This window comes from Hufsiella ginkgonis (genome assembly GCF_009834915.1).
Classification (GTDB): domain Bacteria; phylum Bacteroidota; class Bacteroidia; order Sphingobacteriales; family Sphingobacteriaceae; genus Hufsiella; species Hufsiella ginkgonis.
Map to the genome: position 1 here is coordinate 154,208 of NZ_WVHS01000004.1, position 24,726 is coordinate 178,933.

At 51.1% G+C, this 24,726-nt stretch carries 19 protein-coding genes; 8 read left to right on the forward strand and 11 right to left on the reverse strand.

The genetic code is table 11. From position 1 onward, the window contains the following. Nucleotides 1–8 precede the first annotated feature (8 nt). The 6 genes from GS398_RS17055 to GS398_RS17080 all read right to left on the reverse strand — a co-directional run bounded on the left by GS398_RS17055 (nucleotide 9) and on the right by GS398_RS17080 (nucleotide 11,013). Nucleotides 9–2,012 (reverse strand): glycoside hydrolase family 127 protein, encoded by a 2,004-nt coding sequence (locus tag GS398_RS17055; RefSeq protein ID WP_160908024.1) that lies wholly within the window; start codon nucleotides 2,010–2,012, stop codon nucleotides 9–11. Nucleotides 2,013–2,024: 12 nt separating this feature from the next. Continuing rightward, nucleotides 2,025–3,080: an arabinan endo-1,5-alpha-L-arabinosidase gene (locus GS398_RS17060; RefSeq protein ID WP_160908025.1), complete on the reverse strand. Its 1,056-nt coding sequence runs from the start codon at nucleotides 3,078–3,080 to the stop codon at nucleotides 2,025–2,027. A gap of 9 nt (nucleotides 3,081–3,089) precedes the next feature. Next, entirely contained in the window at nucleotides 3,090–5,078 is a 1,989-nt protein-coding gene (locus GS398_RS17065) for an alpha-L-arabinofuranosidase family protein (protein WP_160908026.1), read from the reverse strand. Nucleotides 5,079–5,218: 140 nt separating this feature from the next. After that, the gene (locus GS398_RS17070; protein WP_160908027.1) at nucleotides 5,219–5,944 is read right to left on the reverse strand and encodes a DUF3823 domain-containing protein; all 726 of its coding nucleotides are present in this window, start codon (nucleotides 5,942–5,944) and stop codon (nucleotides 5,219–5,221) included. An 8-nt stretch (nucleotides 5,945–5,952) separates the two neighbouring features. Then, the gene (locus GS398_RS17075; RefSeq protein ID WP_160908028.1) at nucleotides 5,953–7,833 is read right to left on the reverse strand and encodes a RagB/SusD family nutrient uptake outer membrane protein; all 1,881 of its coding nucleotides are present in this window, start codon (nucleotides 7,831–7,833) and stop codon (nucleotides 5,953–5,955) included. 12 nt (nucleotides 7,834–7,845) lie between these two features. Further along, nucleotides 7,846–11,013, reverse strand: coding sequence for a SusC/RagA family TonB-linked outer membrane protein (locus GS398_RS17080; protein ID WP_160908029.1), 3,168 nt, complete (start codon nucleotides 11,011–11,013; stop codon nucleotides 7,846–7,848). Between the two features lie 229 nt (nucleotides 11,014–11,242). Here GS398_RS17080 and GS398_RS17085 point away from each other — a divergent pair, with 229 nt between their 5' ends. From GS398_RS17085 to araA, 5 genes are all read left to right on the forward strand, one after another. Further along, nucleotides 11,243–11,902, forward strand: a complete 660-nt coding sequence (locus tag GS398_RS17085) for a hypothetical protein (RefSeq protein WP_160908030.1) — start codon at nucleotides 11,243–11,245, stop codon at nucleotides 11,900–11,902. A gap of 106 nt (nucleotides 11,903–12,008) precedes the next feature. Next, nucleotides 12,009–12,716: an NUDIX hydrolase gene (locus GS398_RS17090; RefSeq protein WP_160908031.1), complete on the forward strand. Its 708-nt coding sequence runs from the start codon at nucleotides 12,009–12,011 to the stop codon at nucleotides 12,714–12,716. 59 nt (nucleotides 12,717–12,775) lie between these two features. Next, the gene (locus GS398_RS17095) at nucleotides 12,776–14,449 is read left to right on the forward strand and encodes a ribulokinase (RefSeq protein WP_160908032.1); all 1,674 of its coding nucleotides are present in this window, start codon (nucleotides 12,776–12,778) and stop codon (nucleotides 14,447–14,449) included. Further along, nucleotides 14,446–15,144 carry an L-ribulose-5-phosphate 4-epimerase gene (locus GS398_RS17100; RefSeq protein ID WP_160908033.1) on the forward strand — a complete coding sequence of 233 codons (699 nt, stop codon included), beginning with the start codon at nucleotides 14,446–14,448 and terminating at the stop codon, nucleotides 15,142–15,144. The genes GS398_RS17095 and GS398_RS17100 overlap by 4 nt, the downstream gene beginning before the upstream one ends. Before the next feature lie 157 nt (nucleotides 15,145–15,301). Beyond that, nucleotides 15,302–16,795 (forward strand): L-arabinose isomerase, encoded by a 1,494-nt coding sequence (araA, locus tag GS398_RS17105; RefSeq protein ID WP_160908034.1) that lies wholly within the window; start codon nucleotides 15,302–15,304, stop codon nucleotides 16,793–16,795. A 132-nt stretch (nucleotides 16,796–16,927) separates the two neighbouring features. On the opposite strand, the gene GS398_RS17110 is transcribed toward araA, so the two are convergent. Beyond that, nucleotides 16,928–17,329, reverse strand: a complete 402-nt coding sequence (locus GS398_RS17110; RefSeq protein WP_160908035.1) for a gamma-glutamylcyclotransferase family protein — start codon at nucleotides 17,327–17,329, stop codon at nucleotides 16,928–16,930. Between the two features lie 265 nt (nucleotides 17,330–17,594). On the opposite strand from GS398_RS17110, the gene GS398_RS17115 reads away from it, so the two are divergent. The 3 genes from GS398_RS17115 to GS398_RS17125 all read left to right on the forward strand — a co-directional run bounded on the left by GS398_RS17115 (nucleotide 17,595) and on the right by GS398_RS17125 (nucleotide 20,094). Then, nucleotides 17,595–18,602, forward strand: a complete 1,008-nt coding sequence (locus GS398_RS17115; RefSeq protein ID WP_160908036.1) for a glutamine synthetase beta-grasp domain-containing protein — start codon at nucleotides 17,595–17,597, stop codon at nucleotides 18,600–18,602. Nucleotides 18,603–18,805: 203 nt separating this feature from the next. After that, entirely contained in the window at nucleotides 18,806–19,135 is a 330-nt protein-coding gene (locus GS398_RS17120; RefSeq protein ID WP_160908037.1) for a cupin domain-containing protein, read from the forward strand. Between the two features lie 53 nt (nucleotides 19,136–19,188). Then, nucleotides 19,189–20,094 (forward strand): hypothetical protein, encoded by a 906-nt coding sequence (locus GS398_RS17125; protein ID WP_160908038.1) that lies wholly within the window; start codon nucleotides 19,189–19,191, stop codon nucleotides 20,092–20,094. A 23-nt stretch (nucleotides 20,095–20,117) separates the two neighbouring features. Here GS398_RS17125 and GS398_RS17130 read toward each other — a convergent pair whose 3' ends face one another. The 4 genes from GS398_RS17130 to GS398_RS17145 form a co-directional block, all read right to left on the reverse strand. Beyond that, entirely contained in the window at nucleotides 20,118–21,851 is a 1,734-nt protein-coding gene (locus GS398_RS17130; protein ID WP_160908039.1) for a hypothetical protein, read from the reverse strand. Nucleotides 21,852–22,049: 198 nt separating this feature from the next. After that, a complete protein-coding gene (locus tag GS398_RS17135) occupies nucleotides 22,050–22,511 on the reverse strand; it encodes a nuclear transport factor 2 family protein (RefSeq protein ID WP_160908040.1) in 462 nt (153 codons plus the stop codon). 128 nt (nucleotides 22,512–22,639) lie between these two features. After that, nucleotides 22,640–23,230, reverse strand: a complete 591-nt coding sequence (locus GS398_RS17140) for a hypothetical protein (protein WP_160908041.1) — start codon at nucleotides 23,228–23,230, stop codon at nucleotides 22,640–22,642. A 14-nt stretch (nucleotides 23,231–23,244) separates the two neighbouring features. Then, the gene (locus tag GS398_RS17145) at nucleotides 23,245–24,720 is read right to left on the reverse strand and encodes a RagB/SusD family nutrient uptake outer membrane protein (RefSeq protein ID WP_160908042.1); all 1,476 of its coding nucleotides are present in this window, start codon (nucleotides 24,718–24,720) and stop codon (nucleotides 23,245–23,247) included. Nucleotides 24,721–24,726: the final 6 nt, after the last annotated feature.

A 24,726-nucleotide genomic window follows, 5' to 3' on the forward strand; every position in this document is an offset into this window, starting at 1 on the left:
GTAAGATTCTACTTCGATATCAGGTCTACGTTCGTTACTTTTTGAGGGAACCATACCGTCATTTCACCCTTCCCGCGATGAGCCCAGGCGTAGTAAGGGATGGCAGTAAACGGCTTGCTGCCGGTATCGATCTTCTCGCCCGACGCGTCTACCATTACCTTAGGAACACTTCCCCGCAGTACGGTCACACCGTTAAACAGGCCTTTATCGAACTCCGCTGAAAGCGATGCCGTTTTGGGCATCAGGAAGTTACTGGTCGAACCGTCGTTATCGGCCCACTCCGCACAGTAGATGATCGGACCGCGCTGCAGGGCTACCTTACCCAGGTCTTCGCGGACGAGGGGATTGGCAACCACCGATCTCACTTCCATCGGCAGGTTCATTTCAATACGGTCGTTCTTTTTCCACGTTCTTTTTAGTACGGCGTACCCGTTCTCTACCGCGTAATTTACCGGCTCGCCATTCACCCTGATGGTTACCGGTGTATCGGCCGCCTGCGAAAAGGTGTACAGGTCTGATGGAACGGCTTTGTTTTGCGCCCATCCCGGGATCCGCAGTTTCATGGTAAACGTCAATGGCGACTTTGGCGACAGCGTGAACTGCAGCCTGCCGTCCCATGGATAATTATTCTGCTGGATAAGCTGTACAGGTTTGTTGTTAACCACGATATCGGCCGTGCCGGGAATGAACAGGTTGACGAAAACAGCATCGCCATTCTGGGCATATACATAACCCGGGATGGATGGAATGAGCCGCACGATATTGGTTGGGCAGCAGGAGCATTCAAACCACCCCGACCGGCCTCCCTCCATATCCTTGTGTGCGAAGATGTGTTTGATCTGCATTGCGTTGGTATAAAAGAACGATTTGCCATCCATTCCCACGCCGGAGATCAGCCCGTTGTAAAGTGTTTTCTCCAGCACGTCGACGTATTTCGCCTCGCCATGTAATTGGAACATGCGCTGGTTCCACATCACGTTGCCAATTGCGGCGCAAGTTTCGTTGTAAGCGGTGCCATTGGGAAGGTCGTAATTATCGCCGAAGCGCTCGCCATCCGGCACCGCCCCGATGCCGCCCTGTACATATAACTTTTTGCCTACCATGTTGTCCCATATGTGGTCTATGGCATTCAGGTATTGCCGGTCGCCGGTAAGTGCCGCTACATCGGCCATTGCCGAATACAGGTACATGGCGCGCACGGCATGCCCTACCGCCTCATCCTGGTCTATAACAGGTTTGGCATTTTGCCAGTATTCCCCGTTCTGGAAAGGATTTTTGCTTCGTTTATTATATTGCCGCTTGCCGCGCTCATCGAGGAAGAACTTTGCCAGGTCGAGGTATTCTTTTTTCGAAGTGATGCGGTACAATCTTACCAGTCCCATTTCCACCACTTCGTGCCCCGGCGCCACATGCATTTTATCCGGGCCAAAGGTATTTACCAGGAGGTCGGCATTTTTAAGGGCAATATTCAACAGGTTCCGCTTGCCGGTGGCGAGAAAATGTGCGCTTGCCGCTTCGAACAAATGCCCGGAATTATAAAGTTCGTGGCTGTTATCGTGCTCATTTTCCCAGCGCCTGGTACCCGACCAGGCATGCGGATGTGCCGGATCGATGGTCCTGGCAGTATACAGGTACCCATCTGGTTCCTGTGCGCCGGCGATGATCACGATCATGGAATCCACATACGCATCGAGTTTCTTATCCGGGTGTACCGCCAGCGAAAAAGAGGCGCCTTCGATCGTTTTATAAATGTCGGTATCGTCAAACGGGAAGGTGGTACCAAACTTGCCGCTATGTTGCGCGGCCATCTGGAAGTTCTTCACACGGCCGGTATTTTCGCAACGCTCAAACGATGCCGGGATGGTAACGGTACGGTTGGTTTCGATCCGGGGTGTCCAGAAATTATCCGAAAGCTTGACACTCGTAAAAGCCACCGGCCGGTAAGGGTAATCCTTTACCTGCGCCGTTGCGGCGGCGCCCGAAAACATCAGAAATAACAATATGCGTTTCATAGAATGAATATACTAGTTTGCCGTGCGTGGCTGTACCGCCGGCCAGCCTTTTTCCCAGGTAATTTTTTCGATGCGAAGCTTTGAGCGCCCATTGTCAGCGGCACTGTAGCCATGGAATACCAGGTAATCCGTTTTATCGAAACTGCTTACGCCGTTATGTCCTACCCCATACCAGTTTTTGTCGCCTTCGAGCACCAGGGTGCCACCGCCTTTGGCCATGGAAACGCCGGTTTTGTCCAGGTAAGGCCCGCTGATCTCTTTGGAACGGCCAACGATCATCTTGTAGGTGCTATTAATCCCTTTGCAGCAATAATCGATGGATGCGAAAAGGTAATAATACTTGCCCCTTTTAAAAATGAACGGCGCTTCGATCGCATTTCCGCCGGCATCAACCGGGTTATTGTCGACCGAAGGAAGGTTCTCTTTCACTCCCGGGTCCTTTTTGCGGCTGGCGATTGTCACGATGCTTTCTACCGGCTGGGCGAGGTGAAGGCGGTCGCCGGTAAGTTTTGCCAGCTGCAGCCCGTTCCAGAACGAGCCGAAAGCGAGGTACGGGCGTCCTTTTATATCAGTAACCAGGTTAGGGTCGATGGCATTCCAATTGGTTTTACCGGGGATCGACTGAACGACCTTGCCGTGATCCGTCCACGCGTAAGCCGGGTCGTCCGTATGAAGCGTTTTATTGGTGGCTACCCCGATACACGAGGTGTTTTTGCCAAAAGCCGATGCCGAATAATAGAGATAATACAACCCGTTGTGGTACGAAATATCCGGCGCCCACAAACTGTTGCCCCTAAATGTTTTGATAAAATCCCTTGCCCATTGCGGCGCTTCGGCAAACACCGGCTTCTCCTGTTTCCAGTTTATCATGTCCTTCGACGAAAACATCGAAACCCCGTTACCTGTACAGAAAATGTAAAACAGGCTATCCTGGCGGATCATCACCGGGTCATGCACCGAAATATTGGTACGCAGCACCCCATACGCCGGCGCGGGTTGCTGTCCCGAGGCGGTTCCGGCGGTAAGCAGCACCGCTAAGCCCGCCAGGAAAATAAGCTTGATTCTCATAAACGTTAATTAAAGCATTTTCACACGCACCACGCTGAATGAATAAGGACTGATAACAAGACCGATCTTCTTATTTTTCACCTCCGCCTGCTTATCCGAAGGGCTTACCGCCAAAGGGTTATCGAACGAGTTCAGCTGCTCCAGGTCCCTGCTGGCGATGGTGGTTACGGTGGCCTTGGGCGCCAATTTGCTAACCCCCTCGAACGCGAAACTGGCTTCCTGCGGCTTGTCAGAGCTGTTCACGATCTTAACTATGATCTCTTTGGTTTTTTTGTCGATCACCGCCGAGCCGTACAGCCCGTCCTTTCCGGCGACCACTTCGTTATTTTGCAGCATGGCGATCACGTCCGTCCCCTTGTACAAAGAGAAGAGTTTTTGCACCTGGTAATCCGGTGTACCGTACGAGCGGAGGTTATCTACCCAAATCAGGTCGGGCGTCCATTGCCAACCTTCCGCATGTGCGAACAAGGGTGCATACGAAGCCATGGCCACCACATCGGCATTCCGCTCGAGGCCGGTCATAAAGGCGGCCTCAGAAAGTGCGGTCTGCCAGTTGTTCTTATTGTTCACGCTTACGGTTCTATCGCTTTGCGCAGCATACTCTCCGGCGAAAATCTTCGAGCCGGTTCTCGGGTAATTATCGTAGCGCGACGCATTTTGCAGGAACCATTCCGGGCGGCGGTAATAATGCTCGTCAATAATATCGGCATTCATTTTCCTAAGCTCACCGTTCAGGTAGTCGAACCGGTCGCCGTTAGGATCCGTGCCCGAGCTGTTTACCAGCTGCATGAAAGGGTATTTATCCTTGATCGCTTTTGTAAATATCTTAAGGCGTTCCACGTATTGCGGTCCCCAGTTCTCGTTGCCGATGCCCATCATCTTCAGGTTAAACGGCGCGGGGTGCCCCATATCGGCGCGGATCTTTCCCCATTTGGTTTTTACATCGCCGTTGGCGAATTCAACGAGATCGAGCGCATCCTGTACATACGGCTGAAGCTCGTCCATCGGCACTACTTCGGCGGTATTAAACTGGCAGGCCATGCCGCAGTTGAGGATCGGCAGCGGTTCGGCGCCGATGTCTTCCGCGATCTGGAAATATTCAAAAAAACCCAACCCGAACGACTGGAAATAATCCGGCGCCGGCTTATGCGCAAACTCCGTATTCCAGCGGTTAACTATCAGCTGGCGGTCTTCAACAGGCCCGACCGTTTTTTTCCATTGATAACGTGTCGCAAGGTCGTGCCCCTCTACGATACATCCTCCCGGGAAACGGATAAAACCAGGCTTCATATCTGCAAGCAGCTGAACCATATCCGCACGCATACCACCGGGACGGTTCTTCCAGGTATCCTGCGGGAAAAGGGACACCATGTCCAGGTCGACGCCTCCGTTACCTTCAAACCAAATGCTCAGTTTAGCCTTCTGTTCCGTTGTGGTAGCTTCAAAGCTGATGCGTTGTTTCTTCCATGTCCCGGTGTTGCCGGGGAGGTTGAGGGTAGCGGAGCCGATCTTCTCACCTTTGGGATTTACCAGCTCGGCATGCAATTTTACGTCCGTTCCGGGAACACGGTACATTACCGAAAAATCATATTTCATCCCCTTTTTAATACCCATGCCGCGGAACCCTTCATTGGTGATCCCCACGCTTCCCCGGGCAGCATTCACCAGCGAAATATGCAGGTACCGCGGGTTTGCGGCGTTAGATTCCCGCCGGTTTTGCACCACCACCGTGCCTTCCGGCACCTGACGCGGCACCACCGTCCAACCCATCAGCGGCTTATAGAACTCGAAAGAACGGTTTTTCACCAGCTCGGCATAGATGCCTCCGTCGGCGCCCATGTTTATATCTTCAAAAAAAACGCCCCACATGGTTGGCTTTACTTCTGCTTTCACCTGGTTGGCGTGAATAGTAAATATATTCCGAACGGGTTGCCCGTTCGCGCCGGCTAAACTTAATGAAGCTGCAAAGACGGCGCTCAGAAATTTTCTCTTATACATATTACTTTTTAATTCCAGGCAAGCCAATACCCGGTGAATGATCGAAAAGAAAGATGAGCTAAATTAGGAAAGATTTATAAACGTCAAAGATACAATTAAAAAAAGCCGGCCATTTAAGGCCGGCTTTTACTGGTTAAAGGTTAGGGGATGGTTATTTTCTGTACCTGGGTGAAGATACGTTCTGCGGTACCGGTGGTTTTCACCCCGATCCTCGCAAAAGCGTATTTCTTAAATTGAATGCCTTCGAGTGTTTGTTTTACGAAGGCTTGTCCTGCGGCCGTATAATTTGCCGGGTCGAGGCTGATTTTCACGGTAACCGCCGATCCGACCGTTTTAGCAGCTTCCGTAGAAATGATCAGGTTAGTGTTATCTACAAATTCGGTGGCGCCGATCATCAATGTCGACAACTCCACCGTCTTGCCGGTAACGACCTGGTTCACAGTAAACGTAGCGGTAACAGATTTATCCGCGGCAGCATACGTAAAAGTAGCTGCCGTGATATTGAAGTAAGGTGTTACGGGGACGTCCACTACGGTATTTCCTTTTACTTTCACATCGATGGAGTCGGTAACGTCTGCCCATGGGCCATTACCTCTTAGGCGGACCAGTTTGTAATCGCCATCGAACAGGGCAGCGGAATAGCTGCCGTCCTGTGCTACGTAAACGGGGATCTTGGTAAACAACTGGTAACCATGCTGCCATAATTCGAGCTGCACGCCATTGGTTCGAACGGGAACCGGCGTACCGTTATAAGTTACCTTACCCGAAAGCATCGATTTTGGGGGTTCATAGTTATCTTTCGCACAGTTCGTCAATAAAAAGACAGACAGGGCAAACAGGGTGTATAATGAGATCTTGAGTTTCATAATAGTTATTATTGGAATGGGTTACGTATTACTTTACCGCCGCTATTGTCAATTACAGATTGGTTTATGAACGTGTAATAATTAAACAGCTGGAAATTGCGCGGCGCTTTAAAACGGGGAGCGATCATTTTCACGAACACGTATTTGCCGTCTTTCGAAGCATCGCCGGGACGGATCACCCGGTACGGATAAAGCGCGTACAGCATTGCATCCGCATTATTCGGATTGCCGTTCCACACGATGTGGGCGATCCGCCAGCGTTTCATGTCCCAAAGGCGGTGATCCTCAAAAGCCAGCTCCACTTTGCGTTCGTTCCTGATCTTGTCCATGGTAAGCGTAGTGGCATTCAGGCTGTTGGCCGGGAAGCCTGCACGCTCCCTGATCGCGTTTACATAAGTCAACGCGTCCGTAGTCTGGCCCAGCTCGAAAGCGGCTTCGCTTGCATTTAAGTACATTTCGCCGAGGCGGAACCATACCCACCAAACATCGGTACCAATACCCCTGGTGCTTGTGCCTGCGCCGGCGTCGAGGAATTTCCGGATATAAAACCCGCTGTTAGAAACCTCCTGGATAGTGCGATGCGGGCCGGATGTTCCTGTTAATAATTTACCATCCGTGTAACTGGCACCGAGGGAGCTTCCTTCCACCGTACTATAAGTACTCGTAGCTGCGTTCCATACCAGCACACCAGCCTGCATTTGCACCGGCAGCCCTTTAAAACTGCTTCCCGGGTAAATAACCGTTCCATATAAGCGGGCATCCTTGTTGGCGAAAATGTCCTGTGGATTATCGTAATAGATGTAGTCTGTATTGGCGGCATTACGGATCTTAAGGGCGCCATTGGAGCCGTCGAGATATTCGTAACTTTCTACCAGGTTAAGAGAGGGCGTGATTGCCGAAGATCCCAGGTTATCCTCCCGGATCCCTAACGGGATGTTGTTATAGGAGAACCCGTGTTTCTTGCTTTTTGCACTCAGGTAATCTTTCACAAAAATGGCCTCTTTATTACCGATCTTCTTTACCACTGCTTCGTAAAAGTTTTCACCCAGGTTACCCGGGTTGCCTTTATAAAGCGTAAACAGGCCGCTGTTGATAATTTCTTTCGAAGCATCGAGAGACTTTTGGAAGTATTCATTCGCTCTTGCTAATGGAATCCCCACCTCTCCCCCGGGGAGGGTGATCGGCGAAGCCAGCTGGGCATTGTATTTGGCAATAGAACCGGCATACAGCATTGCCCTGCTTTTTAAGGCCATTGCGGTGTATTTGGTGGCCTTGGTATTGCTTGCGGTTGAGCCGGTTACGTTACCCAGGTCATTTTTGATGGCATCGAGCTCGGAAGCGATGAAATCATACACTTCCGCTTCTTTGGCACGGGCCGTTTGCAGGGGCGAAGGATCGCCGCTGTAATCATAGATCAACTGCTTGGTTACCAGCGGTACGCCTCCCATACGTTTTACCATTTCGAAATAATCGAAGGCGCGGATAAAGCGCAGCTCGCCTTTAAATTGCGCCTTTTGCGCGGCAGAAAGTTTAGTACTGTACAGGTCGATACTTTCGAGGGCCAGGTTGATGTCCCTGATCAGGCCATAATCCCATAAATACCAGCTGCCGCTGCCATAACTGGTGATGTTGTTCCTGCCGTCCTCACCGGTATATCCAGACCACATCGCATCGTCATAATTTGCCATGTTGGTCCAGTTATCCATGCTTTGCTCGCTCGGCAGCCGGTCGTAATAATTGGCCAATAACCCAAGGATCTGTTTGCTGTCATTCCATACCTGTTCTTCAAGTATGATCGTTTTGGGAGTTCGTTCCAGGAAATCTTCTTTACAGGACGAGCCCGTCATGATAAATATTCCCAGGATCAACCCTTTATATAGTGTTTTCATATTCAAAATCAATTACAAGGTTAAGTTGAAACCAAAATTATACAGGCGTTGCTGCGGGTAGATCAGTCCGCCGGAAGAGCTGATCTCCGGGTCGATCTCGAAATCCTTCACGGAGTCGAAAGAGAACAGGTTAGATCCGTTCGCATAAACGCGAAGTTTGGACACACCCACCCTTTTCATCAGCTTTTGCGGAAAAGTATAACCCACCTCGAGATTCCTCAGCCTGAAATAGCTTACATTGGTTAGCCAGAACTGGTTTTGGCGGAAGTTTGCATGGCCTGTTTCATTTCTCCGCAGCGCCGGGTAAGTTCCGGGGATCCAGGCGCTGTTCAGGTCGTAGGGGTTTTCGCGGTGCCAGCGGTCCGTGAACATATATTTTGGCGAGTTACCATTATTCTGGAAAGGGAATTTCAATTCCACATCCCTGGAGAAGCTTTGCATGGTCGCTCCCGAGAAATCAGCAGCCAGGTTTATTCCTTTGAAGCCTACACTCAGGCTCGATCCATAGCTCATATACGGTGTGGCACCTGTGGCATAGCCGATGGGGCGCTGGTCTTCCGTGGTGATAATTCCATCGCCATTAGAATCCTTGTACATAAAATCGCCTGGGAGCTGGGTGCGGTTACCCTGCCCGTCGTTATTAACTTTATAGTTATCGATTTCCTGTTGCGACTGGAAACGGCCCACAATCTCATAACCGAAGTTGATGCCGGTCCAGCGATCTATAGCAGAGTTCCGGTAATAATCCCAGGAGTTGCCCCGGCGGGGTTTGTATTGCGCAATATTCCGGCTCCTGCCGATCGTTCCGTTGGCGGAGATCGAGAAGTCTATCTTTCCCAACCGTTTATCAAAGCTTAGTAAACCTTCCACGCCCCGGGTCTCATCAGAATTCAGGTTCTCGTTCGGCAGGGTGTAACCTGCTTCGCTCGGCAGCAACACGTCGTACTTAGAAGCCGGCAAGCCCGATCTTTTACGTTTAAAAATGTCGAACTGGCCGGTAAGGCCGTTCAGCATACCAAAATCGAGCCCGAGATTCAGCAGCTTGTTGTTAACCCACGACAGATTGGTAATAGGTAAGCCCCTGGGTCTCAAACCGATCACGTAGTTTCCGTCGAGCACCGCGCTTCCGCTGTTAAAATTATACCCGGCGAGGTAGTCAAAACGGTTAATTCCCGATTCGCTGCCGGTCTCGCCATACGATGCCCTGATCTTTAAATCGTTAACAACGCCACCGATCTTATTCTTGATAAACGGTTCTTCGGAAAGCCTCCAGCCCACAGACATCCCCGGGAAGAAACCCCAGCGCTTATCGGCCGCATAGAGGTATGAACCGTCATACCGGCCTAACACTTCCAGCAGGTATTTTTGCTTGTAGCTGTAGTTGATCCTGCCGGTGTACCCAGCCCTCGCTTCTACTTCCCATGCATCTGCCAGAAAATCCTGGTTGGCGAACTGCATGATCGGGATATAGTTATTTGGGGGAACCGAGTGAATAGCCAGGTAATCGTTTTCCTGCTCAGACCGTTCGTAAGCCGCTACCGCGGAAAGCGAGTGAAAACCGAACGATTTTTGGTAGTTCAACTGAAACTGGGCAAAATTGGAAAATATGTTACGTTTGTGTTTTTCTCTCCAGGGATTCTGGTTTCCGCTGGCAAGCGTATAAGTATCTGTTGCTGCGTTATAATTATAGGCGTCGTAGGTAAATTCAAACCCGTCGAAATCCTCGTTGGTATAATTATGGGAATAGGTTCCCTTCGCCACTAAACCAAAGGGGAAATCATAAGATACATTCAGGTTTACGTTTACGTTCCGGTAGATCTCGTCGATATATCCGGTTACGTCGTTTTTGTAAGTAGCCGGGTTAACATTCACACTGTGGCCCTGGTTAATGTAGGCCGGGTTATCATTGGCGTACATCGGCTCCGTTGGCCACATGCTCGAAATACTCAAAAGCGGGTTAAAGTAATCGTCGAGTCCGGGTACGCCCACGTTATGCGCTTTTTGCAACCGGCCGCTGATCTGGGTGCCGATCTTCAATCCTTTGGCAAGACTGGCATCCAGGTTCGCCTGAAGGTTAGTCCTTCCATAAGTAAAATCCTTGATCAGCGCGTCCTGGTTAATATGGCTTACAGAGAAGTAATAATTGGACCGTTGCGATCCTCCGGATGCGTTTGCACTCAGGTAGTACTGGGGTACGTTCGGACGTGTCACCGCGTCGAAATAATCGTAGCTTTTATAGCCTTTTTCAGTTCCTGCCTCCCATTTCGCCAATACATCGGGGGTGAAAAGCAACGAAGGATTCCCCGCAGCAAGCGATTTGTTCTGTTCGGCTTCCAATTGGGCCCTGACGAACTGGCCCGCATTGGCAGGGTGAGGGTACCGGGTAAAGTTTTGCATCCCGTAATAACTGGTAACATTGATCATCGATGTTTCCCGTTTACCTTTCTTGGTGGTTACCAATACCACCCCGTTCGATGCCCGTAATCCGTAAACCGCGGCCGAAGCATCTTTCAGGATCGTAACGCTTTCGATATCTTCAAGCCCAAGGTTATTAAACACGTTAGCGCCGGAGTTATTGCTGTTAAAGCCAAACGCCGACTGGCTGTCGTTCGTACTGTAAGGCACGCCGTCGATCACGTACAACGGAGTACCCAGGTTCCTGATCTGCAGGTTGGTGCCGTTACCGGGTCGCGAGTCCTGCGAGCGGGAAGTGATCCCGGGGATTTTCCCCACCAGCGCGTTGGTAGCCGCGACCGCCGGCGAACGCACAATATCAACCGAATTGATCTGGCTGATTGCACCGGTAACGCTGGCTTTCTGCTGTGTGCCGTATCCTACCACTACTACTTCTTCCAGCGCCTTAGTGTCGTTTTCAAGCACGACGTTTACGGTACGATCGGCAGGGATGGCAATCTCCTTCGTAAGATAACCAAGGGCCGAAAACACCAGCGTACCGCCGGAAGAAGGCACCGTCAGCACAAATGCCCCATCTGCGTTGGTACTGGCACCAACCGTGGTACCCTTTAGCTTGATAGTAGTGCCGATCAAAGGCTCGCCTTTAGAATCTTTTACGGTCCCCTTTACCTGCACACTTTGCGCAACGGCCAGGTGCAGCCCGGAGACCAATAAAAACAGGGCAACGACGCTACCCCTCAGCAGTTTTTGTCTGATTCTTTTCATGAAATTGGTTTTAGTTAGTTAGTTGGCCACGGATGTGGTCCGTGGTGATAATTGGTTATCCTGCGCTAAGGTAATGATAGAATAATTAACTGTCAATATAACACTTTAAAAAAACTGTCAACATTACACTTTAAAAATCAACTGATTGATTATCAAGCAAATAATTTTTATATGTGATTTTTTAAAATAAAAACCAGTACTTACCTTGCATTAACTAATCAATCGTACAATGAAAAATACCACCCGGACTATCCGCGTGTTTATCGCATTGCTCCTGTTTACCGGCAACCTGCCGGTACAAGCACAAGTCGTAACGCTTTCACATTACCTGTTCCCCGGCTTTGTTAAGGGTACCGTTAAATTCAAAAACGCTACACAGCAAGAGGCACAGCTCAATTACAATTCCCTCACACAGGAAATGCTCTTCCTGGATAAAGACACCCCGCTGGCGCTGGACCAGACAGAGAACATCGACACCATATATATACAGGGCCGGAAATTTATTCCCACGGAGAAAGCCTTTTTCGAAGTCGCTACCACAGGCGCCACCCCCTTACTCATCCGTCATAAATGTACGGTGATCCCGCCCGGCAAACCGGCAGGCTATGGGTCCACTTCCCAGGCTTCCGGTATTACTACGCTTTCCGGCATCTCCTCCAACCTGTTTTACAAACTCCAGCTTCCTGCCGACTATAAACTGATCCCCGAAACCGAGTTCCTGCTAAAAAAGGGCAAAGACTATGTGAAGATCACGGGCGTCAAACAGTTTATCACCGCCTTTCCGGCGAAGTCGGACGCGATTAAGGCTTATGTTAAACAAAATGACCCCAACTTTAAGGACCCTGCCGATCTCGTGAAGCTGGTCGATTTTTGCAACAGGGCCTCCTGAGAATAATCATTAATTTAGCGCTCCGGCACTTTGCCGGGGTTTTGTCATCCGTGCACGCAACAGGGCAGGATGCAACTTGAAATTATTATTAATATTTTCGCTCCAAATGATCAGGTATTCAGGGCAAACACGCATTCTGGTAGCAGTGGACTGCATAATCTTCGGGTTCGACGGCGAACACCTGAAGCTGTTACTTATACACCGCGGGTTTGAGCCTGAAAAGGAACAATGGAGCCTCATGGGGGGCTTTATCGGTACCGAAGAAGACCTGGACCAGGCCGCAAACCGCATCCTTAAAGAGCTTACCGGCCTCGAAGGCGTTTATCTCGAGCAGTTCCATGCCATGGGCGATCCCAAACGCGACCCCATCGAGCGCACCGTTTGCGTGGCCTACTTCGCATTGATCGACATCCATAAATACGAAAAACAGATCAGCGACCAATACCGGGCCGAATGGTTCCTGCTAAAAGATATGCCCAGCCTCATATTCGATCACCAAAAAATAGTCGAGCTCGCTAAAAAGAAACTACGGTACAAAGCAGCCCTGCATCCAATCCTTTTCGAGCTCCTGCCACCCAAATTTACACTGCCCCAATTGCAGATGCTTTATGAGGCGATCTACGAAACGGAATTCGACAAACGCAACTTCAGCAGGAAGATCCTCTCTACCGGCCTGCTCGTTAAACAACCCGATAAAGACAAACGCAGTTCTAAAAAGGGCGCCTTTTACTATAGCCTGCACGAACTGGAGTATAACGACAAGTTCGATGCCTTCCTCAACTTCATACCCAATCCGCACGCGCTGATCGCGTGATTCCTAAATATTTTTTTTAAAACAAAAAAATAAGTGTTACTTAGACACGAAATAAACTGATGACTACTGAAAGCTTTGTAATCGGCGTAGACTATGGCACGGATTCCGTCCGTTCGGTGCTTGTTAACACGCAATCCGGCCAGGAAATCGCCTCTGCTATATATTATTATCCACGTTGGAAAAAAGGATTGTATTGTGATCCCTCTCGGAACCAATTCAGGCAGCACCCGCTAGACTACGTCGAGGGTCTTGAATTTACCATTAAATCATGCCTCGAACAGGCCGGGCCGGCAGTAGCCGCGCAGGTAAAAGCGATCTCCGTAGACACCACCGGATCTACTCCCGTGGCCGTCGATCACAGCGGTATACCCCTGGCCCTGCTTCCCGGGTTTGAACACAACCCCAATGCCATGTTTGTGCTTTGGAAGGACCATACTTCCGTAAATGAAGCCGCAGAGATCAACGAGCACGCCACCCGGTTCCCGGTAAATTACCTGCAGTTCGTGGGCGGTATCTACTCTTCAGAGTGGTTCTGGTCAAAACTGCTCCATATTCTCCGCACAGACGAGGACGTCAGGAACGCCTGTTACTCCTGGGTAGAACATTGCGACTGGATCCCGTTCCTGCTGGCAGGCGGCAAACGGTCGGCAGATATCCGCAGGGGCGTATGTTCCGCGGGGCATAAATCGCTCTGGGCGGCAGAATTTGGAGGGCTCCCGCCCGAAGAATTTTTCAGCTCGCTCGATCCGTTGCTGGCCGGCTATACGTCAAGGCTGTTTACCGAAACTTACACGGCCGACCAGGCGGCAGGCACCCTGGGCGAAGAATGGGCCGCCCGCCTGGGACTTTCCACGGCGGTGATCATCGGCATCGGCGCATTCGATGCGCACATGGGCGCCGTGGGCGGCCAGATAGAGCCCTACTTCCTGAGTAAGGTAATGGGAACGTCTACCTGCGACATGTTGGTAGCTCCCGCAACGGAAGTGAACGATACCCTCGTAAAAGGGATCTGCGGCCAGGTGCCCGGATCCATCATTCCCGGCATGATCGGCATGGAGGCGGGCCAGTCTGCCTTCGGCGATGCCTATGCCTGGTTCAGGAACCTGCTCATGTGGCCGCTGAAGCACCTCGTTACCGAAAGCAGCGTGCTTACCGCTGAACTGGCACAGGTACTCGTTAACGACGTCGAAGCGCGGATCATTCCCGAGCTGAGCAGGCTCGCAGAACAGCTTCCCGTAGAGGAATATGGAGAGCTGGCGATCGACTGGATGAACGGACGGCGCACGCCGGATGCCAACCAGGCGCTAAAAGGTGCGTTTTTAGGCTTAGGCCTGGGCAGCGATGCCGTCAAATTATTCCGCGCACTGGCGGAAGCGACCTGTTTCGGCGCCCGCAAGATCGTAGACCGCTTCATCGAACAGGGCATCCCCGTAAAAGGGCTGATCGGCCTGGGCGGCGTAGCCCGGAAGTCGCCGTACATTATGCAGATGATGGCCGATGTGATGAATATGCCCATTAAGATCCACCGTTCAGAACAAACCTGCGCCATCGGTGCCGCCATGTTCGCCGCGACGGCAGCCGGTATCTATCCCCGTGTAGAAGACGCCATGGAAGCCATGGGCCAGGGTTTCGATGCCATTTATGAGCCGGACGCTGAAAAGGCGGCCATTTACGCAAAACGCTACGAACAATATACCACCGCAGGAAATCTCGTTGAAACAATTACCCGATGAGTATCTATCAGCATATCAAACAATCGGCCTACGACGCCAACATGGAGCTCCCGAAGCTCGGTCTCGTATTATTTACTTTTGGAAACGTAAGCGCCGCCGACCGCTCACTGGGTGTATTCGCCATTAAGCCGAGCGGCGTGCCCTACGAAAACCTGACACCGGACATGATGGTGATCGTAGACTTCGACGGAAAAACCGTACAGGGCGATCTACGCCCCTCTTCCGACACCAAAACACACGCCGTGCTCTACAAACACTGGGAACAAATTAACGGCATCGTACACACGCATTCCACCTATGCTACGGCATGGGCGCAGGCGCAACGCGATATCCCGATATTTGGCACCACCCACGCAGATCATAACACCGTGGATATTCCCTGTGCTCCGCCGATGAGCGATGCGATGATCGTGGGTGACTATGAATACCAGACCGGTTTCCAGATCATGGACCACTTTACAGAAAAAGGCCTGGACTACCAGGAAGTTGAAATGGTACTGGTAGGAAACCATGCCCCGTTTACCTGGGGGAAAACTCCCGAAAAAGCCGTTTACAACAGCGCGGTGCTCGAAACGGTAGCCAAAATGGCGCTGCTCACAGAGCAGGTAAGAAAAGATACGCCGCGCTTACAAGACTCATTGATTAAAAAACACTACGAACGGAAACACGGCCCCGACTCGTACTACGGCCAGTAGCAATGGCTGGAAGTTTAACGTGGGACGTTCGACGTTCCGGAAGATCACTATAAACGGATTAATAAAAAGCAATTAAATCAACACCTCGTTTTCGTTTGTCTTCACTACAGGCATTACGCCGGAACGTCAAACGCATAACACCTAACGTCAAACCCAAATGATAGATCTCAAAAGTTTCGAAGTCTGGTTCATCACCGGTAGCCAGGACTTATATGGTGAGGAAACACTCAAACAGGTAGCCGAACACTCACGGGAAATTGCCCTGGGGCTCGATGCGGCATCACAGATCCCGGTGAGGGTGGTATTTAAGCCGACGGTTAAATCGACGGAAGAAATTTACCAGGTGATCCAGCAAGCCAACGTAGCCGAAAACTGTATCGGCCTGATTGCGTGGATGCACACTTTCTCTCCCGCGAAAATGTGGATCCGCGGCCTGGGCATTTTAAAGAAGCCCCTGCTGCACCTGCATACCCAGTATAACCGCGACCTGCCATGGAGCACCATCGACATGGACTTCATGAACCTCACGCAGAGCGCCCATGGCGACCGGGAGTTCGGCTTTATGGTATCGCGCATGCGCCTGGAACGGAAGGTGGTGGTTGGGCATTGGCAAGACCCTGAAGCGCTCGCACAGATTGGCGGCTGGACCCGCGTAGCCGCCGGCTGGTACGACTGGCAGGGCGCTAAATTCGCCCGCTTTGGCGATAATATGCGTTACGTAGCCGTTACCGACGGCGATAAGGTGGAAGCCGAGCTGAAATTCGGTTACTCCGTAAATTCCTACGGCATCGGCGACCTCGTGAAACTGGTAGGCGAAGTAAGCGACCAGTCGCTCGACCACCTCATCACCGAATATGAAGACCGTTACACCATGTCGGCCGATCTCCGCAAAGGCGGCGACCGCCATACGTCCGTGAGAGAGGCGGCCCGGATCGAGATCGGCCTGCGTGCCTTCTTACAGCAAGGCGGTTTTAAAGGGTTCACCGACACTTTCGAAGACCTCCACGGCATGCTCCAGTTGCCCGGTATCGCGGCACAGCGCTTAATGAACGAAGGGTACGGCTTCGCCGGAGAGGGCGACTGGAAAACCGCAGCCCTTGTTCGCGCCTGTAAAGTGATGGGTACAGGCCTCCCGGGAGGCAACGCCTTTATGGAAGACTACACCTATCACTTCGACCCCGCCAATCAGCTGGTGCTAGGTTCGCATATGCTGGAGATCGACGAGTCCATCGCCAGGGGCAGGGCGTCGCTGGAGGTACACCCGCTCGGCATCGGCGGCAAAAGCGACCCGGCGCGCCTCGTATTTAACGTAGCAGGCGGGCCGGCCATCAACGCCTCTATCGTCGATATGGGCAACCGCTTCCGGATGCTCGTAAACGAGGTGGAAGCCATCGAACCGCTCCACGATCTTCCTAAATTACCCGTAGCCCGCGTGCTCTGGAAACCGTTACCGGATATGAAAACCGGCTGCGCCGCCTGGATCTACGCCGGTGGAGCGCATCACACCGCTTACAGCCAAAACCTGGACGCCGGGCAGATGGCGGATTTCGCGGCTATCGCCGGGATCGAGTGCGTGAGGATCGATAAGGACACGAAGCTCGACCAGCTGAGGAACGAGCTCAGGTGGAGTGAAGCGTACTGGAGTAAATAACATTTCGCACGATAAACCGATCAAAACGCCGGGAGCTGACAAAATCACGTCACCTTCCGGCGTTCTTCGTATTACAAGCAGCCAGCAGACGCGGCAGAACCCGCGAGACGGGAAACCCCGGCAGCCAGGCAGTTAATTCGAGGCCTTATAACTTAAGTAATCGCCATCCGAAATAAACACATGCTTGTCCACCGGCCAGTTATACAGGTAAACCCAGCATTCCATATCACCGGTGGCGGTGCAGATGTTCACTATTTTGCGGACGTATTCGTCGGACGGATCGGGAATTTCGCTTATCATTTCATATTGATCCAGCACCGGCCATACCTCCGGGTCGCTGATAGCTACCACGGTGCCACAAACCACGCTTTCGGCAGCCGGGTCATGTACCGCGCCGGGATAGTTCCCGATGTCGTACAAATACCCTTTAAAACAGCCTGATCCTATCCGGACACTCCGCTCTTTCAAATATTCTGCATATTTATTCCCGGTTTGCAGCAATGTTCCATAAATAAATAACAGATTCTTGGCCATCGGGGATTAATGAAGTGTATGGTATCATAATATCGCGTTCTTCACCGATTCTTCATAATCTTTTTTACCAAAAATTATATTTTACAACGAAATCCGGCGGTTGAAAGGCAATAAATCCGGCCGATGATGTTTTCACAAAAAAAAATGTAAAATCTTTAAAAAATCGCATTGTTTTTATCAAAATAATGTACATTAGCCGTTAAAATAGGTGTTTTAATAACAGAACTGCAAACCTACACCCCAAAATTTATAAATCAATCAAACAATGGCAAAACTTGAGTACATCTGGCTCGATGGATACAAACCCACCCAGAGCCTACGTAGTAAAACTAAAATTGAAAAAGATTTTAGCGGCAAATTAGAGGACCTTCCGATGTGGAGTTTCGACGGTTCTTCTACCGAGCAGGCACCTGGCGGATCGTCGGACTGCTTGTTAAAACCAGTGTTTGTTTGCCCTGACCCGCAACGTAAAGATGGCTACCTGGTGATGTGTGAAGTATTGTCGGCAGACGGGACCCCGCACGAATCGAATGGTCGTGCCGAGATAGAGGATGACGATAACGACTTCTGGTTTGGTTTCGAGCAAGAGTACTTCCTGTGGGATCCTGCCACCAATAAACCTCTTGGGTTCCCCGCAGGAGGCTATCCCGGTCCGCAAGGCCCTTACTACTGTTCTGTAGGTGCACAAAATGCTTACGGCAGAGAGATCGTTGAAGAACACCTCGATGTTTGTTTAGAGGCAGGCCTGAACGTAGAAGGCATCAACGCCGAAGTTGCCGCCGGTCAGTGGGAGTTCCAGATCTTCTCAAAAGGTGCTGCGGATTGCGGCGACCAGATCTGGGTTGCCCGCTACCTGCTCGAAAGAATCGGTGAAAAATACGGCGTATCCATCAACTGGCATTGCAAACCGCTTGGAGCGCTCGACTGGAACGGTTCAGGCATGCACGCCAACTTCTCTAACACTACCCTGCGCACCGCGGGAAGCAAAGAGATCTTCGATAAGATCTGCGAATCTTTCCGCCCGGTAGTAAAAGAGCACATTGAAGTTTATGGTGCAGACAACCACCTGCGCTTAACCGGTAAGCACGAAACTGCAAGTATCCACGACTTTAGCTTCGGTGTTTCTGACCGTGGCGCTTCGATCCGTATCCCCGTTCAGGTTCCTAAATGGGGCTGGAAAGGTTACCTGGAAGATCGTCGTCCGAACTCGGCCGCAGATCCGTACAAAGTTGCCGCACGTATCATCAAAACCGTTAAATCCGCCGCGCTTTAATTAACGAAAGCTGTCAAATACAAGAGGTCGTCCTAAAAAGACGGCCTCTTCCTGTTGTAGGGAGCTGATGGCTGATAGCTAATAGCTGATAGCTGATAGCTGATGACTGATGACTGATAGCTGCCGATAACCGATAGCTTGTAACCTGTAATTTAAGATGGTTTCCGACCCTATAGCCACCAGCCTTTTTCGTATACTTGTACATGACCGAATCTCCCTTTTATAGCTTCGACGACATCCTTGTAAAAGAGATCGCCCCGGGGTTCTTTTCCAAACTGATCCACACCTCGGGCAATACAATTAATTTTATTGAAGTAAAAGCCGGCAACCATGTCGCACTGCATAAACATCCGCATGAGCAGTATACCTTCGTACTGGAGGGCGAATTCGAGCTCACCATCAACGACGATACCCGGGTGCTGAACCCCGGCCTGTTCGCACTGGTGCCTTCGGATACTTTACACGGCGGAACCTCGTTAACAGATTGTAAACTGCTGGATATTTTCAGCCCGGTACGCGAAGATTACCGCTAACCGGGAATTTCAGTTACCTTTGGTCCTTAATTATTTATCGTAATATACTTAAAATGAAATTATTAAAAGTTGTATCGGGCTTGTGTGTTTGGAGTATGGTTGCCGTAAGTTCTTTCGCGCAGAAGTTGCCCGACCAGCAGGAGGTGAGCCTCCGGCCGCCGGCAAACATCAAAATTGACGGTAAGGCGACAGAATGGCCCGCTTTCCAGGCATATAATAAGTCGACATCGCTGTTTTATACGATCACCAACGACGACGACAACCTGTACCTTGCGGTTCAATCCACCAATTCGGGTATTACCAATAAGATCATGCGCGGTGGCCTTACATTTACGGTAAACACTACCGGCAAGAAAAAAGAAAAAGAGGGGATCTCTATCATGTTCCCTGTGCCGCCTAAAAACGATATGATGTCTATGATGCAAGGCATGCGTACGGCCATGGGTGGTGCCGGCGGTCCGGGTGGTCGCCCGGGTCAGACCGTAATAATGGGGGGACCGCCTTCCGGGGATCCCGCTGCAATGATGAAACGTGCCGACTCCATTATGTACGAAATGAACCGACAGCAGATAGACAAGCTGAAAGACATCAAAGTGTTCGGCATCAAAGACATCACAGACTCGTTGCTTTCTATTTACAACGAAGAAGGCATCAAGGCCCGTGCGCTGTTCGACGGCAACAGGAACTATACGTATGAACTGGCCATCCCGTTAAAATACCTCAGCATCACTACCAATAACCCGAAAGAATTTACCTACAACATTAAGCTGAACGGCATGCAGCTAAACCTGCCCCCTCCTCCTCCGTCAATGGCTGGCGGCGGCGCTCCCACGGTGGTAATTAACGGTGCTCCGATGGGCGGCGGCGGTATGCGCATGGGCGGACCGGGTGGTATAGACTTCATGTCGATGTTTAGCGTAACCGATTTCTGGGGTAAATATACGCTGGCAAAGAAATAGATCTCTCGCTACCGCCGAGGTCCTTAATAAGTGCGAAGGTCGGCGCCCGGAATTTTCCTCAGCAGACCGATATAACGCGGCTCTTTTGACACTGCCGTCGGTCCTATCCTGTACCGGGTGCTGGAACAAGCCAACCAGGACTCATTTTTTTCTGCGGGGAAAGCAGTTACTTCACGGTAATTGATTCCCGCTTCGCGTAACCTGGTCCGGCTTGCCGGAAGAAAACCGAAATTGACTAATACGGGAGATCGTGAGGCGCGCATCTCCGCCAATTGGTATCGCAGGAATATGGTTTGCACGATGTTTTTAGGAATTGATAACAGGCTGAGCCCTATATTAAAAAAAAGAGCCAGGTAGAGAATACTTTTTATTCTCCTGGAAAGCGGTGATAACGAAGCCAGCTCGAGCAAAAGGATAAACAACAGGGGAACGAGCCATAACTGCGGCACCAATCGCGCCCACCACGCCTCCGAAACGATAAATATTGATACCGCCAGTATAGTAAGCGCATACAACATATAAGTAATGCCGGGAAGTGATTTTACGCGAACCAGTTCGCCAACAACCAACCCAACGGCCAAAAGGAATATGCCGCAAAAGAACGGTCCCAGCGCAGCGATGCGTGTGTCGGGAAGAACGGCATCCCGTATCTCCATGCGATCAACCGAAAAGGGGATTTTTAACCGGGGAGAGGTTGCCGGGTAGGCAGAAACATTTTCGGTATGCGAAAAAATGGAGATAAAAAACTTCTCGAACCTGTTCTTTTCCCGAAAGGAAACGGGCGTGTTCATGATGAAGATATCTACCGCCGGCTTTCCCGAGGCCGTCATCAGCGGATAAAACGGGTGACCTTTACTCAGCGAATTTTTTACATACGGATTGTAACCGGCTATACCGATGGCGGCGGCTCCCGCTATGGCCACGCATAAGGCGGTCCGTTTCAGGTCGTTTGTCCGTCTTCTAAATACCATAATGGCGAACAATCCAATGATAAATATCCCCACAAACGGCACACCGGTGAATTTAATATTGATAACCATCAGCATACTCAATCCCAGGAGGACCAGATTTGTGCGGCTTGCTTCCGCGAAGACGAGGCAGCAAGCTGAAGCCAGGCACAGTAGTAGCGATGCTAACTGGCCGTCGATGCAAAAACTGAACAGTTGGGTAATAGTAACCGGGTTGAGTGCTGCAAAGGCGCTCAGCAATAACACTTTATAGCGTGACAATGGCGTTGCGGCAGTTAGCGCACACACGCAAAGGAAGAAACCCGCCACAGCAAGCAGGATATTGGTGGCTTTACCACTTTCGATCCGGTCTGTAAAACCGTAAATAACAGCCGACGAAAGCTCCGCACCTTTCGCATAATGATTTATCCAAATTGCATAACTGACGCTATCGGGCGGTATTTCCCTGGCCGGGTTCCATCCATTTTTAAGCTGATAAACGGTTTCCTGGTGATAAGCCTGGCCATCGTAGGAAGTATCATAGGTTACGGAAGCGGCAAATACGGCTGATGCTACCAATGCCAGGTGTGCGCCAATTGCCTTAAAGTACCTGGTAAGGTTACCCTTCCGGGAGTATACCAAAACGGTCACGTACACAATTACAAGCGACACCGGGAAATGCCAGGGCGTTAGCCGGTAACCTGCCAGGAAAGTGACCGAAGGCAGCATCAGCATCACCACGACGAATGCAAGCAACATGCCGCCAAGCAATAGTTCAAAAGAGAGTTCGCCGATTCGCGGCTTCACCATAATCAAGCTATTTGATCAGTAAATATACTGTATTCAATGAATGGCTGCCTCGTACATTGCGCAAAAAAAGCCGCCCTTAACAAGGACAGCTTTTAACGGGATGGTTCATTTTCGCACCGGCTCAGGGAAATCCCGGGAGCCCATCGGTTCAGTTTTCATCAATATGGTGCGGGCGTCCGGGTAGTATCAGCCATGGCGCTAGTCGACCGCGGTCACCAACGGGTAGCTGCCTGCATTCTTTTCCGCATTCTCCGAGATCTTGTATACCTGGGTGATCTTCCATCCGGCATCGCCGGAACGTTCCATGGTGATAAAGTTCTGCTGAACGAACCCAGGATATTTAAAATCCACACGGGCCATGATCAGCGCATCGGTTTTAGTGATCAGCTGGTAGGATGAGCTGCAGTTTTGAACCACACCGCTTTCTTGTTTCATGGCATTGAGCAGTGCACTGCGCGATTGCACGATCACTTTATTCTGGCGCGGGATCTTAAACGTTGCGTCGTCGCTCAGCACGTTGTCGAGCTTCTTGGCATCGGTATTAACATGCCCCGAAATAAAGGTACTGATTACGGCGGTATAACTTTTAGGCTCTTCCGAGCGGGCCTGGACAGCCATAAACAAGGCTGTTACACAGGCAATTACTAGTTTAGATTTCATGATTATGGTTGATTTTTGACTAAAGTTCCTCCTTAAAGGAGGCCTCCGGTATGCCAAAAACACCAACCACTGCCCCAAACAAAAAAACCACCCCATTGGGGTGGCTCTTTAACAGTAATTAACAGCGCTTAGTTCTGCGCGATACGGATGCCCAGTTTGCTGTAGTTGGGCGACGGCTTAATGTTGTCGTTACCCAATAATTCGATAACGAGGTCACGGGTACCGGTGGTTACGCCGGGGTTAAGGATCACCACTTCGATCTCGCCGAAGCTCGAGTTCGCAGGCAGCGTAAACTGGCCGGAAGTGGTGTAGTGTACCCCGGATTGTGCAGTGGTTACCGTGGTAGCGGTACCGCCGATGGTTTCCGTATCCATCACGCGGTACTTGATCACCTCGGCGGCAGAGCGCTGTGCGGTGACCAGGTTCACCCGGAATTTCACGGTCCCGGAAGTACGGGTCAGCAAAGGATCGGCAGGCACCGTGATATTAGGTGTTACGTCTGTAAAGGTAGTAGCCGTGCTCAGGGCCGGCCGTCCGTACCCGGGTATGCGGGTTAGCATCGGGTAAGTCCTGCCGCTCAGCGCGGCGTTTAACACCGCCGCATCTATTTCCACCTGCGCGGGACCGTTATACACGGGTTTCTCTTCCTCCAGCTTTTCGCAGGAGGTGAAAAGCAGTGCTGCGATGAGCACATAAGTTAATCTGATTAAGTTCTTCATTTCTCTTCTAATTTTTAATAACCAGGGTTTTGTACCAGCTTCTTGTTGGCATCGACGGCCGCGGTAGGTATCGACCCGATGATCCGGGTATCGGTATACGCGATAGACGATACGGCGCTGAGTCCTGGCGCTTTAGGAATGTCAGATTGGTTACGGATCAGGTCAAACCAGCGGTGGCCTTCAAATGCGAGCTCCAGGCGGCGCTGTAACAGGATCTCCGTTACCAGGTTCGCCGGCGTGCCCAGCACATAGGTGGATAAACCGGCACGGCTCCTGATCACGTTCAGGTCGGTAACCGCCAGTGCAAGCTGGTTCGATTTCGCGTAAGCCTCTGCGCGGTTAAGCAATACTTCGGAGGTACGCAATACCATCACGTTATCCTGGCCGAAAGTGCCGGCCGTTCCGCTGAACTTGTTGCTGAAATAGTAACCGGTAGACCCTTTGCAATACGGCCCTTCTATCAACTGTGTTTTACGGATGTCGGCGGCATCATATGCCGCTAACAGCGTAGTGGAAACAGCCAGGTCGCCGAAGCTGGAACGTGCCGGGTTGCCGGTACAGGTAGCATTCACCGGTTTCGGGAACACGGTATACCATGATTGCAGCGACGATGTACCCAGGTTGTCGGAAGTTCCGTAAATGATCTCCCAGACAGACTCCGATTTCTCGCTCGCAGTACGCCACATGGTTACCAGCGCGGTACCGGTTTGTGCAACGCTTGTCGCCTTGGTGTTGATGGTAGCGGTACCAAGCACCTCGTTGGCTAACGAGATCGTTGCGGTATAATCATTCAGGTACAGGCTCACGCGGCATAACAACGCCTGTGCAGCGGCTTTGGAAACATACCCTTTAGAGCTCCGGCCGGTATTGTTAAGCACCGTGATCGCGGCGGTAAGATCGGCTTTGATCTGGTCATACACCTGCGTGTTGGTCGCCCGCTCTGGGTAAGTTACATCCTGCAGCGTCTTTGTAGGGGTGAGGATGATCGGCACGCTCGCTTTCCAGCCGTTTACCTCTTTACCGGGGATATACCCGTAAGAAGTCGCCAGCTGGAAATAAGCCAGCCCGCGGAAAAACAACGCTTCGCCTTTAAACATTGCTAACTGGGCCGCGGTAGCATCGGTGATGATGCCGCTTTCTACCGCGTCGATGATCAGGTTACAACGCAGGATGATCAGGTAGTTGTTATCCCATGCACCGGTTCCGGTACCAAGGTTATTGGTTTCCTGTGTTCTCCAGGAGTTGTTGTTGGTCGACGTGTTGATCACGTTATCCGCCAGCACCTCAGGCAGGATCACCCGGTTGGTACCATAGTTGGTGCCCGACCGATAGGCGCCATACACCGCGTTCAATACCCCGTTTACGCCGGTCGCGGTAGTAAGCGCAATGTCGGCATCGATAGATTGCCGCGGCTGTGTTTCCAGCAGGTCGTTGCACGAGAACAACACCGTTGCCAGGAACAGAGAGAAATATATTGCAAGTTTTTTCATTTGATT

Coding starts and splice junctions, on each gene's coding strand:
- GS398_RS17055 (WP_160908024.1), bottom strand. CDS start 2,012: ATGAAACGCATATTGTTATTTCTGATGTTTTCGGGCGCCGCCGCAACG.
- GS398_RS17060 (WP_160908025.1), bottom strand. CDS start 3,080: ATGAGAATCAAGCTTATTTTCCTGGCGGGCTTAGCGGTGCTGCTTACC.
- GS398_RS17065 (WP_160908026.1), bottom strand. CDS start 5,078: ATGTATAAGAGAAAATTTCTGAGCGCCGTCTTTGCAGCTTCATTAAGT.
- GS398_RS17070 (WP_160908027.1), bottom strand. CDS start 5,944: ATGAAACTCAAGATCTCATTATACACCCTGTTTGCCCTGTCTGTCTTT.
- GS398_RS17075 (WP_160908028.1), bottom strand. CDS start 7,833: ATGAAAACACTATATAAAGGGTTGATCCTGGGAATATTTATCATGACG.
- GS398_RS17080 (WP_160908029.1), bottom strand. CDS start 11,013: ATGAAAAGAATCAGACAAAAACTGCTGAGGGGTAGCGTCGTTGCCCTG.
- GS398_RS17085 (WP_160908030.1), top strand. CDS start 11,243: ATGAAAAATACCACCCGGACTATCCGCGTGTTTATCGCATTGCTCCTG.
- GS398_RS17090 (WP_160908031.1), top strand. CDS start 12,009: ATGATCAGGTATTCAGGGCAAACACGCATTCTGGTAGCAGTGGACTGC.
- GS398_RS17095 (WP_160908032.1), top strand. CDS start 12,776: ATGACTACTGAAAGCTTTGTAATCGGCGTAGACTATGGCACGGATTCC.
- GS398_RS17100 (WP_160908033.1), top strand. CDS start 14,446: ATGAGTATCTATCAGCATATCAAACAATCGGCCTACGACGCCAACATG.
- araA (WP_160908034.1), top strand. CDS start 15,302: ATGATAGATCTCAAAAGTTTCGAAGTCTGGTTCATCACCGGTAGCCAG.
- GS398_RS17110 (WP_160908035.1), bottom strand. CDS start 17,329: ATGGCCAAGAATCTGTTATTTATTTATGGAACATTGCTGCAAACCGGG.
- GS398_RS17115 (WP_160908036.1), top strand. CDS start 17,595: ATGGCAAAACTTGAGTACATCTGGCTCGATGGATACAAACCCACCCAG.
- GS398_RS17120 (WP_160908037.1), top strand. CDS start 18,806: ATGACCGAATCTCCCTTTTATAGCTTCGACGACATCCTTGTAAAAGAG.
- GS398_RS17125 (WP_160908038.1), top strand. CDS start 19,189: ATGAAATTATTAAAAGTTGTATCGGGCTTGTGTGTTTGGAGTATGGTT.
- GS398_RS17130 (WP_160908039.1), bottom strand. CDS start 21,851: ATGGTGAAGCCGCGAATCGGCGAACTCTCTTTTGAACTATTGCTTGGC.
- GS398_RS17135 (WP_160908040.1), bottom strand. CDS start 22,511: ATGAAATCTAAACTAGTAATTGCCTGTGTAACAGCCTTGTTTATGGCT.
- GS398_RS17140 (WP_160908041.1), bottom strand. CDS start 23,230: ATGAAGAACTTAATCAGATTAACTTATGTGCTCATCGCAGCACTGCTT.
- GS398_RS17145 (WP_160908042.1), bottom strand. CDS start 24,720: ATGAAAAAACTTGCAATATATTTCTCTCTGTTCCTGGCAACGGTGTTG.